This window comes from Streptomyces sp. NPDC008092, assembly GCF_042957285.1.
Lineage (GTDB): Bacteria > Actinomycetota > Actinomycetes > Streptomycetales > Streptomycetaceae > Streptomyces.
Genome location: NZ_JBIBHY010000005.1, coordinates 480,356 through 491,721 on the forward strand (window position 1 = coordinate 480,356; position 11,366 = coordinate 491,721).

9 protein-coding genes are annotated in these 11,366 nt (G+C 70.4%); 3 read left to right on the forward strand and 6 right to left on the reverse strand.

Annotation, left to right across the window (positions count from 1 at the left end):
- The first annotated feature begins 180 nt into the window (after nucleotides 1-180).
- Nucleotides 181-1,191 carry a permease gene (locus ACFZB3_RS18590; protein WP_391376948.1) on the forward strand — a complete coding sequence of 337 codons (1,011 nt, stop codon included), beginning with the start codon at nucleotides 181-183 and terminating at the stop codon, nucleotides 1,189-1,191.
- Nucleotides 1,188-2,051: a TIGR03943 family putative permease subunit gene (locus ACFZB3_RS18595; protein WP_391376705.1), complete on the forward strand. Its 864-nt coding sequence runs from the start codon at nucleotides 1,188-1,190 to the stop codon at nucleotides 2,049-2,051. The genes ACFZB3_RS18590 and ACFZB3_RS18595 overlap by 4 nt, the downstream gene beginning before the upstream one ends.
- Here ACFZB3_RS18595 and ACFZB3_RS18600 read toward each other — a convergent pair.
- The 4 genes from ACFZB3_RS18600 to ACFZB3_RS18615 all read right to left on the reverse strand — a co-directional run bounded on the left by ACFZB3_RS18600 (nucleotide 2,021) and on the right by ACFZB3_RS18615 (nucleotide 4,899).
- The gene (locus ACFZB3_RS18600) at nucleotides 2,021-3,073 is read right to left on the reverse strand and encodes an EamA family transporter (protein ID WP_391376706.1); all 1,053 of its coding nucleotides are present in this window, start codon (nucleotides 3,071-3,073) and stop codon (nucleotides 2,021-2,023) included. The genes ACFZB3_RS18595 and ACFZB3_RS18600 overlap by 31 nt on opposite strands.
- Before the next feature lie 187 nt (nucleotides 3,074-3,260).
- Nucleotides 3,261-4,112, reverse strand: coding sequence for a hypothetical protein (locus tag ACFZB3_RS18605; RefSeq protein WP_391376707.1), 852 nt, complete (start codon nucleotides 4,110-4,112; stop codon nucleotides 3,261-3,263).
- Between the two features lie 350 nt (nucleotides 4,113-4,462).
- Nucleotides 4,463-4,621 carry a hypothetical protein gene (locus ACFZB3_RS18610; protein WP_391376708.1) on the reverse strand — a complete coding sequence of 53 codons (159 nt, stop codon included), beginning with the start codon at nucleotides 4,619-4,621 and terminating at the stop codon, nucleotides 4,463-4,465.
- Nucleotides 4,622-4,662: 41 nt separating this feature from the next.
- Nucleotides 4,663-4,899, reverse strand: a complete 237-nt coding sequence (locus ACFZB3_RS18615; protein ID WP_391376709.1) for a hypothetical protein — start codon at nucleotides 4,897-4,899, stop codon at nucleotides 4,663-4,665.
- A 153-nt stretch (nucleotides 4,900-5,052) separates the two neighbouring features.
- Between ACFZB3_RS18615 and ACFZB3_RS18620 the strand changes: the two genes are divergently transcribed.
- Nucleotides 5,053-6,222 (forward strand): helix-turn-helix domain-containing protein, encoded by a 1,170-nt coding sequence (locus ACFZB3_RS18620; protein ID WP_391376710.1) that lies wholly within the window; start codon nucleotides 5,053-5,055, stop codon nucleotides 6,220-6,222.
- A 130-nt stretch (nucleotides 6,223-6,352) separates the two neighbouring features.
- Here the strand turns inward: ACFZB3_RS18620 and ACFZB3_RS18625 are convergent, their stop codons facing one another.
- Nucleotides 6,353-6,799 carry a hypothetical protein gene (locus ACFZB3_RS18625; protein WP_391376711.1) on the reverse strand — a complete coding sequence of 149 codons (447 nt, stop codon included), beginning with the start codon at nucleotides 6,797-6,799 and terminating at the stop codon, nucleotides 6,353-6,355.
- 24 nt (nucleotides 6,800-6,823) lie between these two features.
- Nucleotides 6,824-11,242 carry a nucleic acid/nucleotide deaminase domain-containing protein gene (locus ACFZB3_RS18630; protein ID WP_391376712.1) on the reverse strand — a complete coding sequence of 1,473 codons (4,419 nt, stop codon included), beginning with the start codon at nucleotides 11,240-11,242 and terminating at the stop codon, nucleotides 6,824-6,826.
- Nucleotides 11,243-11,366 lie beyond the last annotated feature (124 nt).

The following is an 11,366-nucleotide window of genomic DNA, read 5'->3' on the forward strand; positions in this document are numbered from 1 at the left end:
GCCGGGTGCGGGCAAACCTTGGCACAACCCGGCGCGGCAGGGGGACCGTCATGCCCTATGTTCGATGCGAACATCCGGCGATGGAGTGATGTGTGAGGCGTGCGGGGCGTGCGGAGGACAGATGAACTCGCCGTAGCGGCGGAGACGACAGTCGCCTTGACGCTTCCGGCGAGCGGTCACCTGGCGGACGGGGGGAACCCGAACGCGGGGACCGAGGACGACCCGCCCCCGCGCGAACCGCCCCGGTTCTGGCCCCTCCTCCTCGTGGCCGCCGCCGTCCTGCCCGGCACCGCCCTCTTCCTCGTGGGCCAGGGCGTCAGCAAGGCCGCGCTGCAGGCCTGGCAGACGGTGTGCCTCGCCGTGATCGTGCAGGCGACACCGTTTCTGCTGCTCGGTACGGCGCTGTCGGGGGCGATCAACGCGTTCGTGCCGGAGCGGGTGTTCACCCGGCTGCTGCCCAAGCGGCCCGCGCTCGCCGTGCCGGTCGCCGGGGTCGCCGGGGTCGTGCTGCCAGGGTGCGAGTGCGCGTCGGTGCCGGTGGCGAACAGCCTGATCGGGCGCGGGGTCACCCCGGCCGCCGCCTTCGCGTTCCTGCTCTCCGCGCCCGCGATCAACCCGGTCGTGCTGACCGCCACCGCCATCGCGTTCCCCGGCACCCCCCTCATGGTGCTGGCCCGGCTGGTCGCCTCGCTGGTCACCGCGGCCGTGATGGGCTGGCTCTGGCTCTGGCTGGGGCGGGAGGAGTGGCTGCGGCCCGCCGTACGGCACACCGGGCACCAGTCGGGGCACAGCCGCTGGACGGAGTTCCGGCGCGGATTCCAGCACGACTTCCTCCAGGCCGGCGGTTTCCTGGTGGTCGGCGCCATGGCCGCGGCCACCTTCAACGTGGCCGTACCGCGCTCGGTGCTCGACACCTTCTCCGGTTCGCCCTGGCTGTCGGTGCTGTTCCTGGCGGCGCTGGCGATCATCCTCGCGGTGTGCTCGGAGGCGGACGCGTTCGTGGCGTCGTCGCTCACGGGTTTCTCGCCCACCGCCCGGCTGGCGTTCATGGTGGTCGGGCCCATGGTGGACCTCAAGCTGATCGCGTTGCAGGCGGGCACGTTCGGCCGGGCCTTCGCGGCCCGCTTCTCGGCCGCCACGACGGTCGTCGCGGTCCTGTGCAGTGTGCTGGTCGGAGGGGTACTTCTGTGAGACGTCCGCTCCAGGTGACCCTGCTGGTCCTCAGCGGCCTCGGCCTGCTGCACGCCTCCCTCTTCACCGACCTGTGCCTGCGCTACGTCAAGCCCGGGATGCGGCCGCTGCTGATCGCGTCCGGGTTCGTGCTGCTGGTGCTGGGCATCGTGGAGGCGGCGGCGCGGGAGGGACGGGAGGCGCGGGCAGCGCGGAAGGGGCACGGCAGGCATGGGGGTCACGCACATGTGGCCCCCGCACATGGTGGTCACGCACATGTGGCCGGACCACACGACGAGCCGGAAGAGCTCCACGGTGAAGACAACCATGGGGACAGGAACCACGGCCACGGCCACGGCCACGACCACTCGGCCGTTCCCCGGGTCGCCTGGCTGCTCCTGCTGCCCGCGCTGAGTCTGCTCTTCTACGCCCCGCCGGCACTCGGCGCGTACACCGCGGCCCGGCAGCCCGCCAAGGTCGTCGCGGAGCAGGACGACTTCGATCCGCTGCCGAAGACCTCGCCGCTGCCCATCACGCTCACGGACTTCACCACGCGGGTGCAGCAGGACCGCTCGCTGGCCATCAAGGCGCGGACCGTGGAGATGAGCGGGCTGGTCACGCCCGTCCCGGGGGGTGGGAGCTGGGACCTGACCCGGATCATCATCTCCTGCTGCGCGGCGGACGCGCAGTCCGTGAAGGTACGGATCTACAGCGACAGCATCCCGCCCGCCAACACCTGGGTGTCCGTCACGGGGAACTGGCACCCCGGCGGGAAGCTGGGCACGAAGTCCGCGCCGGTCGCGCTGGACGCCCAGACCGTGAAGAAGATCCAGCGGCCCTCGAACGGCTATCAGGACGCGCTGCCGTTCCCCTCCGGCTGAGCGGCGACGACCGGCTCGGCCTGAGCGGCGACGACCGGCTCCGGCTCCGGCCGTGCAGCGACCACCGGCTCCGGCTGGGCGCCGCCCGTCGGTTTCCGGCCGCGTCCCACCTGGGAGCGGACCGCGCCGACGCTCGCCGCGATGACGAGGGCGACGGCCGCCGCCTGGGAGGCCGACAGGGCCTGGCCGAGGACGAGGAAACCGGCGGTGGCGGCGATGGCCGGTTCCAGGCTCATGAGGACGGCGAAAGTGTGGGCCGGAAGGCGGCGCAGGGCGAGGAGTTCGAGGGTGTAGGGCAGGACCGAGGAGAGGACCGCGACCGACGAGCCCAGGGCGACGGTGGTCGGGTCCAGGAGCCTGCCCCCGGCACCGACGATGCCCAGCGGGAGGAACAGCAGGGCCGCGACCGCCATGGCCAGGGCCAGACCGTCGGCCTGCGGGAAACGGCGGCCGGTGCGGGCGCTGAAGATGATGTAGGTAGCCCACATGGCGCCGGCGCCCAGGGCCAGGCCGACACCCACGGGGTCGAGGCCACTGAAGTCCCCGCCGCCGAGCAGGAAGACGCCGCCCAGCGCGAGTCCCGCCCAGAGGGTGTTGATCAGGCGTCGGGAGGCCAGCACGGACAGGGCGAGCGGGCCGAGCACTTCGAGGGTGACGGCGAGGCCCAGCGGGATGCGGTCGACGGCCTCGTAGAAGAGGCCGTTCATCGCGCCCATGGTGATGCCGAAGACGATCACCGTGCCCCAGTCGGTGCGGGAGTGGCCGCGCAGCCGCGGCCGGCAGACCACGAGCAGGATCACCGCGGCGGCGAGGAGCCGCAGGGTCACCACACCGAGCGCGCCCGCCCGCGGCATCAGGGTCACCGCGAGGGCACCGCCGAACTGCACGGAGATCCCACCGGCCAGGACCAGCCCGACGGGCCCGAGCGAGCCGAGCCGGCCCGGGATACCGGTGGCGGCAGGCGCGGACACCGCGCCAGCCGTGGGTGTCGACGTCGGCTGCGAGGAGCTGGGGCTGGTCACGGGCGGTCCAGGAGAGTCGCTGTTCATTACGATGCACTTCTCAGTCCAGGGTAATGGACTTCGACAGGCGCGTGAACCCCTTATGGGGCTGTCCTGGATGGCGAGATGCCGGGCCGTCGAGAACACACGTTCGCCCTCGTCCCGGGTGCGGGGCGAGGGCGAACGGCGGTGGAGCGGTTCTCCGGAGTTACTTCACGTCGACATAGTCGCCGGTGGCCGTCGCGGCGCCGGTGGTGGCGTTGGTGACGAACGAGTAGCGGTAGTAGCCGTCGACGGTGGCCTTGGTGGTGGTCTTGAGGGCACCACCGGTGCCGGCGGTGATGGTCTTGAGGGTGGTGTAGGTGGTGCTGCCCTTCTTGCGGAACTGCAGCTGCACCCTCTGCGACGCGTAGCCGGTGTACTTGCCGGTGTTCCAGTCGGCGCGCGTCAGCTTGCCGGTGACGGTGACGGTCTTGCCCTTCTTCACCGGCTCGGGGGTGGCATTGACGGTCAGCTTGGAAGCCTTCTTGATCTTTCCGGTGCCGACATTGTCGTCGACGCTGGCGTTCGCGGAGAGGTCGAAGCCGCCGAGGAACAGCTTCCAGGTGCCGGCGGCACCGTTGCTCTTCAGGTCGGTGGCCGCGTCGATGTTGAAGACGGCCTCGCAGCTGTAGACGCCGGTCTGGGTGGTCGACTCGACGCAGTTGGGGTCGTCGTCGGTGTCCAGTTCGCCGGTGATGCCGGCCGCGCTGGAGCTGTCGGTGCCCTGCCAGAGGGCGGCCACCGTCAGCGCGACGCCGTTGTCGCTGGTGGCGGTGTAGGTGGCGGTGACGGACTTCTTGGTGGTGGTACCGAGGACGATGTCCTTGCCGCCGTTGACGACGCCCTTCGAGAACTTGATGTTCCCCTGCGCGTCCTCCGGGTGAACGGCCTTGGCGGAGAAGGAGGCGAGTCCATCCTGCGCGCCGGAACGTTCCGTCGCCTGAGCGGCCACCGGAACAGCGAGTGCGGACAGGACGACCGCGCCGGAGAGAGCAGTGGCCGCGACGCGTATGCGCATGTGAATCTCCTGGGTCGCGAAAGGCCCGCCGGGGTCTCGCCCCGCCGGACCATGGACCCACGCAGCGTACAAATCGGATGGAGAACCCTTGAAGATCCTTTGTGCAATAAGTGTGTAACGGGGTGTTTTTGACAGGCACTCATCCCTCGCAAGCTCAGCTGCCGGGTCAGGGCTCCTCGTCACGGAACAGGGGGCGGCCGCCGGGGTGTGTGGGCGAGACGGGCGAGTCGTAGTCGGGCTCCAGATGTATCCCCGCCTCCATATGCGTCCGGCCCCCATAGCAGCTACTGCCCAACGCCTCTACGGCCGGCGACGTACCCATCTGCACCGCTCACCCGCGAAAGGCCGGGTCAGTCGGCGCCCTGCTCGCCGAGGAGGAGTTCGTCCCCGCTGGGGAAGCGGGCGGTGCCACCCTCCTCCCAGGTGAACACGATCGCCAGGCCGCCCATCGGTCCCCGGGCGGCCTTCACCGTCTTCACCCTGCGCCACTGACCCTCGTAACCGATCACGTCACCGGGGACGACGAGGGCCGCGCGCTTCGTCGGGACGCTTAATCGGTCCCGGCGCGCCGGACGTGGTCCAAAGGGGTGTCCCACTCGATGCCACCCCCTTGCGGGCGGAGGTACGCGGTGCGGCTGATGACCCGCCCGGTCTGCTTCAGGCGTTCCTCGATCACGCCCTGGAGCTCACCGGTGCGTCCCGAGACGCCGTCCTCGACGAGCGTGCCCTGCGGGTACGGCAGGGTGCCGTGATTGACCATCGTTGCTGCCTTCTCAATCTGTGTCATGCGTCCTCGTCCCACCTGGGCGTACGTGTGTCACCCAAGAGAACTGCCTACGTGCGAAGCCAACTTGCACAGCTCTTGCACAACGGCCGGGTGCGGGAGGGCCGGAGTGGGACGATGGGACGCAACGGACGTCGAGCGGGGAAGACGTACAGGATGAGCGTGATCAGGATTCCCGGACCCGGTACGAACGTGGCCGTCTGCCGCAAGGCACGCGGCCTCAGCCAGTTCGCCCTTGCCCGGCGGGCAGGCGTGTCGGTTTCCCTGCTCAGCAAGATCGAGATCGGCGACCGCGCCCTCACCCAGGGCATCGCAGCCTCCCTCGCACAGGCTATGGGGCTCACCCTCGATGAGCTGTTGGGCACGGAACCCGTCGCCAAGACGGACGAGGCGAGCCTGGCCGCGCTCAACTACGCCATCCGGCGTTTCGCCATCCCGGACGCCCCGCCACCGCACCCCGAGGACCTCCCGCGCGAATTGGACCGGCTGAACGAGTACCGCTACCGCACCGAGCTGGGGGCAGTCCTTCAGAGGCTGCCCGGGGTGCTGGCGAAGTCGACCAACTACGCGCACGCCACGCAGTCGCCCGACGCGTGGACCCGGGTCGCCGACACGTACTCGGTGGTGTACTGGCTTGCCGCCCGCTTCCGATGGATGCACCTGGCCGAACTGGCCGTCATGAAGCAGAGGCTGGCCTCGGAGCGTGCTCACCCGATCGCCGTCACGGTGGCCGCCCGGGACGAGGCCGGGACGTTTCTCAACTCGGGGGACTTCGCGGGCGGGATGGCGATCGTCGACCGCGCGATCGTCGAGGCCGAGTCCACGCTGGAGGGGCGTGACCGCGCATTCGGTCTGGGCATCCTGCACCTGCGCGGGCTCACCCTGGCCGGTCGGCTCAAAGACGAGGCCGCCGCCGGGAAACACATCCGGGCGGCATGGCGGACAGCCGAGGAATACGGCACGGACGCCGACGAACACGGCATCCACTTCGGGCCGGACCAGACCGCCACCCACGTCATCTCGACGTACTCCGACATGGACCAGCACCGCCGAGCACTGGACACGGCCGACGACCTCATCCGGGAGGGCACCTCACTGCCCGCCACCCGCATCGGTCCGCTCCACATGAACCTGGGACGGTCGCACCTGGCCCTGGGCGACCGGCACTCCGCCCTCGAAGCCCTCGAAGAAGCCTGGAACATCGCTCCCGAGATGGCCCGCGTCCACCCGACGAGCCAGGAACTCATGCGCGTGCTGACCTCACTGCACCGCCGCAGCAACCCAAGGCTGACACGGCTGGCCAAGCGGGCTGGTGTGCCTTTCTGACTCCAGGAAGGCACACCGGCGCAGACACCATCACGCAACAGCCCGGTTCCGCCGAACACGGTCGCGAGCCAGGCTGCCGAAACCGTGGAGACTCGGCTTCGGCAGCCTGCCGTCGGAAATCAGGGGCGCGTCATGAGTGCATACCCTTGACCAGGACCGCTCGCCCGTGTGTGTGCGGATCGGTCTCTTGGACCTCGAATCCCGCCGAGGCCAGAATTCCCGCGAGAGCACCGGCCATGCACTGGACGACGGTTTCGTGATGCCGGAGCGCCGGAGGGATGCCTGAGAAATCGCCCCTTTCGAGAATCTCCAGGGCGGCGGCTCTCAAATCCTCCCCGGTGCGCCATCTGACGATGACACCGCCATCGGTGGACGGATCGACGTGCACGCGCGTGCCGGACGTCTCGGGTGACGACTCGCGTTCGGCGTCGCCCCGGTGGGCGGGCAGGCCACTCCGCTCCAGTTCCCGGCACACCTTGTCAGCCAGTGCGTTTCGCGCAGCGATGACGTCCGGTGATGCTTTCGGTGGTGTGCCGAATCCACGCTCGGTCACGCGTTTCTCACTCTCTTTCGCCATGCTCTTCGCCGGACAGCACACACCTCATGTGCGTCCACCGGCCTGTCGGACGTACTTGGCCAGCAGTTCCATCGCGGCGTCGTTCCAGGCGAGGTCGTACGGGACTGAATAAGTGATCGGCGTGCCGGGCTTGAGAGCGTCGGCCAGCGCCGAGGCGCACCCGCCGCAAGGCGATCGCTCAGTGTACAGAGCGGTGATGTCCTTGGGGTCGAACCCCTTCGCGGCCAGCTGGTCGAGAATGTCGGTCTCCGAATGGCCGCTCCAGCCGCTGCTGGCAACGACGAGGTCACCCGTTTTGGGATCGTTCCATCCCGGCACCCGCGCGACGGCGACATTGTGGTCGGCATCGAAGAATCCGGACTCGACCCTGAACTTGTAGGCCATGCGGCTCAGTTCATCGCTGTTGTACCTGACGATGTCCGTGGGGCAACCGTCGACCGTGGCCACCAGGGGGGCGACAAGCGCTCGTGCCCCGGTTCTGGTGCAGAACTCGACGAGATCTTCGAGTCCGCGGGCCCCGACGTCGGCGACGACGGCATCAGGCAGGCCCAGTGCGCGCAGGGCGTTGTAGGCGTCGGCGAAGCCGATCCCGGTGCGCGCGGCGGCGTCCACGGCGCGGACGGCGTCCGCGATGGGGCGGAGTATCTTGCCCGCGAAGAGGCTCACCACGTCCAGGGCAGCCCAGGCGCATCCCGTCAGGCTTCCACTCGCACCGCCCGGATTGATCTTCTGGGCGCACCTGATCCAGCTACCGAAGAGGATGTCGATCGGGTCGACGTTCTCCTGGTATTCCGCGATCGTGATGGTGTGGGTGACCTTGGTGGTCATCTTCTCGGTCGGGTACTCACCGAGGTAGACCGTGTCATCGGCGGGACACGTGTACTGCGACGCGCCCAAGTCCTCGTCGGTGCAGAGGTAGAGGTCGAGGATGGCCTTGTAGGCGATCTCCGCGGTGATGGTGCAGTCGCCGCGGTAGACGAGATGGTTGAGCCATCCGTTGCAGCCGTCGGTCTTGTCCAGGACCTTCGGGTCGCCGATGTTCTCGTAGTGATCGACGACGTAGAACATGCCGCCGATCAGCGAACCGGTCTCGTCGGGAACTGTGCCCGTCTCGATCTGGTGAGCGTTCGCCGCCTTTTCGGCCTCGTCGGCCGCCTGCTGGGCGGATTCGGCGTACTTCTGGGCGTCCTTGGCGGCTTCTTCCGCCGCGGTGGCCTGGGCGTCGGCGTCCTTGGCGGCGGCCCGGGCGTCCTCGGCCGCCTGTTCCGCCCGGCTGGCGGCATCGCGGGCGGCCTGGGCGTCGAGGGCGGCGGCGTCCGCGGAGTCGCGGGCCTGCGAGGCGTAGCCGTCGGCGCGGCCGGCGGCATCGTCGGCGGCCTTGGCGTCGTCGGTGGCCTGCTTGTCGTAGGCGATGGTGCGGGCGAGGGACTGGGCGGCCTGGGAGGCGTATCCGGCGGCTTCGGCGGAGTAGTCCAGGGCCTGCTTCGCGGAGGCGCGGGCGTCGGCTGCGTATCCGGCGGCTTCGGCGGCGAGGGTGTACGCGGCCTTTGCGTCGCCGGTGGCCGCGTTGGCGGTGCTCGTCGCCTGGGCGGCGGCCTCCTGGGCGTTCTGGGCGTGGGCCTCCGCGACGGCCTGCTGCTGCTCGGCGATCGTCTTGCTGGACTGCCCGGTCAGGAGGGCGAGGCCGGCGGCGGAGTCGGTGGTGACATAGGGGGCACCGAGCTGGACGGCATCGTTGGCGGGAGCGGCCACCTGGCGGGCGGCGTTGCCTGCGTCGACGGCGGCCTGGGAGGCGGCGTAGGCGTGTCCGGAGGCGACGTTGGCGCCGGCGATAGCGGTCTGGGCGGCCGTGTTGGCCGCGTCGGCCTGTGACTTGGCGTCGGCGGCGTGCGCCTCCGCCTCGTCGGCGAGTTTCACCGCGGCGCTCGCGGCGGTGGCCGCGGTCTTGGACGCGGCGATGGCGTCGGCGGCGGCGCTGGTCGCGGTGGCGACGGCGGCGTCCGCGTCCTCCTTGGCGGACCGGGCGGCGTCGGCGTCGGCGTGGGCCCGCTTGGCCGCGGCCTCCGCGCGGGTGGCGGCCGCGTCGGCGTCGGCCGCGGCCTGGGTGGCCGCGTCCGCCTCCGAGCGGGCCGAGGCCGCGGCGCTCTCCGCGTCGTCGGCCGCGGCGTCCGCCTGGTCTGCCGCCTGGCGGGCCGCCTGGGCGTCGGAGTCGGATGTGTGCGCCTGGGCATAGGCGTCCTTGGCGTCGGCCTTGGCGCGCGCCGCGTCCGCCTTCTGCTTGGCGTCCCAGGCGTCGTCGCGCAGGTCCTTCGCCTTGTCCGAGGCGGTCTCGGCCGCCTGCCGCTTGTCGGTGGCGGTGGCGTCGGCCGCCTCGGCCTTGTCCTTGGCGTCCTCCGCCTGGCTCGCGTAGCCCTGCGCCTTGGTCTTGTGCTCGGCGGCCTCCGACTGCTTCTGGGCGGCGGTCTCCTTCTCCGCCTTGGCGGTGGCCTCCTCGGCCTCCGCGTCCAGCCGGCGGGCGTGCGCGGTGGCCGCGGCGGCCTTCGCGTCCGTCTCCGCCTGTACGGCCACGGCCAGCTTGGCCTTGGCGGTGTCGCGGGCGGCCTTGGCGTTGCCGGCCTGGACCGCGGCGGCGTCGGCGGCGGCCTTCGCCTGCTCCTTCGCCGCCTCGGCGGCCGCGTTGCGGAACGCCGCCGTCGAGGCCGCGCCCTGGGTCACGGCGCGGGCGGCGATGGTCGCGCTGTCCGCCGCGGACGCCTTGGTCGCCGAGAGCGCGGTCTGGGCGGCGGCCTGCATCGCGTTGACCGCGGCCGACGACGCCTTGGTCACCTGCGCCTTCTGCAGACCGACCAGCAGGCCCCGGCCCCGTGGCGCGCCCGCCTGGTCGGCGATCGCGTAGGCGGCGTTGAGCGAGGTGTCGGTGCTGGTGACGGCGGAGGTGGCGGTCTGTGCCTGCTTCTGGATCAGCGTCAGCTGGGTCTGCGCGGCGGACTGGGCGGCGGCGATGCCCTTGGTGGCCTGGAAGAACTGGGCCGTGGTCGGATAGTCGAGGTCGTCGGTGCCGTTGTGCCCGACAGGAACGATGTCCAGCTTCTGGAAGGCGCTGCCGGAACAGGTCGCCAGGGTGGCGTCCTGACTGTTGGTGTAGGACGCGAGGTTCAGGCACTTGCCGTTGGCGATGTTCGTGAGCGGTGTGGTGGCGTGCGGGTTGTACTGCCACCGGTTGGCACTGGTGCCGCTGACGGTGCAGGAGCCCTGCACCATCGCCGTGCCGTCCGCGCTCGCGGAGGCCTTCGGCACCAGGCACTTGCCGGAGTTGACGTTGACCAGTGTGTCGCCGGAGATCCGCCACTGCTGGTTCGCGTTGCCGTTGCAGGTGTAGATCTGCACGATGGCGGCGTTGGCGGTCGAATTCCCGCCGACCTCAAGGCACTTGTCGGACGATCCGTGGACGTGGATGGCCATCGGGCTGTCCCCGATCCAGCCGGCGCCCCCGGCGGACCAGTAGTCCTGCCAGCGGGCCAGGTGGTCGGCGATCCAGGACTGGCCGAGCATCTCACCGAGCGCCTGCGCGGTCGTGGTGAGCGCCTTGGTCGCGGAGGTGTTCGCGTCGAGGATCTGGTTGCGCTGGGTGGCCTGGGCGGCCAGTTCCTGCTGCCACTCCGCCGACGCGGTGGCGACCTCCTGCCCCAGGACCTTGTTCGGGTCGATCGGGTTGCGCCAGGCGCAGGCGGCGAACCGGGACTTCAGGTCCTCGACGGCGATCCGGAACTCCAGGCTGCCCGGGTCGGCTGCGGTACGCGGGAAACCGCCGGAGGACAGGAACAACCGGGCGTCGTCGGCACCGGTTCCGTAGTAGTCGCCGACCAGCTTTTCGAACGCTTCGTGCTCGGCATAGGCCTGTTGCCACTGCTGCGTGGGCAGCGACGGGTCGACGGTCCCGTACAGCGGCGTGCCCAGGTCCTTCACGGCCTGGACGGTGGCGTCGTCGGCCTGCGCGGTGGGGTCCTTGTAGAGGTCGCCCTCGGTCTTCCACCACTGCTCGCCGAGCCACTTCGCGTAGCCCACCTGCTCGAAGAAGTCGTCGCCCGTGGCGGAAACGCCCGGCGGCCAGTAGAACTCGGCGTCGGTGGCGAAGTTGCCGGGGAAGGACAGGCCGCTGAGCTGTGCCTGCCAGGACGCGAGCCGAGTGGGCAGCGCATCGCTCGCCGCGCGGATGGCGTCCCGGTCCTGCGTGAACGCGTTCGACAGCGGCGTGTCGTCCCAGTAGTCCCGGTCGGCGGCGGTGTGCAGTTGATCGGCGTTCTGGTTCAGCGCGTTCTGTGCCAGCGGCACCGTGGAGGTGCCGCCGATACGCAGCGCGTCGGCCATCAGGCACTGGTCCTGGCGCAGTTGCTCGGCCGCCGCGGCGTCAAAGCCGTCGTAGCTGTCCGCCACGTTCGTCATGGCGGATCCCGTCGGTGCGGGGCTGCCACCCAGCAGTCCCCCGAGAACCGCGGTGGCGACGACCAACGGAACGAGAGAGCCGTTGACACGGCGGCGCCGTGCGAGCCGACCACCGGACGAGGCA

Bases quoted from the DNA above. Each gene is read 5' to 3' on its own strand.
- ACFZB3_RS18605 (WP_391376707.1), bottom strand. From the start codon at position 4,112: ATGCGCATACGCGTCGCGGCCACTGCTCTCTCCGGCGCGGTCGTCCTG.
- ACFZB3_RS18625 (WP_391376711.1), bottom strand. From the start codon at position 6,799: ATGGCGAAAGAGAGTGAGAAACGCGTGACCGAGCGTGGATTCGGCACA.
- ACFZB3_RS18620 (WP_391376710.1), top strand. From the start codon at position 5,053: ATGAGCGTGATCAGGATTCCCGGACCCGGTACGAACGTGGCCGTCTGC.
- ACFZB3_RS18615 (WP_391376709.1), bottom strand. From the start codon at position 4,899: ATGACACAGATTGAGAAGGCAGCAACGATGGTCAATCACGGCACCCTG.
- ACFZB3_RS18630 (WP_391376712.1), bottom strand. From the start codon at position 11,242: ATGACGAACGTGGCGGACAGCTACGACGGCTTTGACGCCGCGGCGGCC.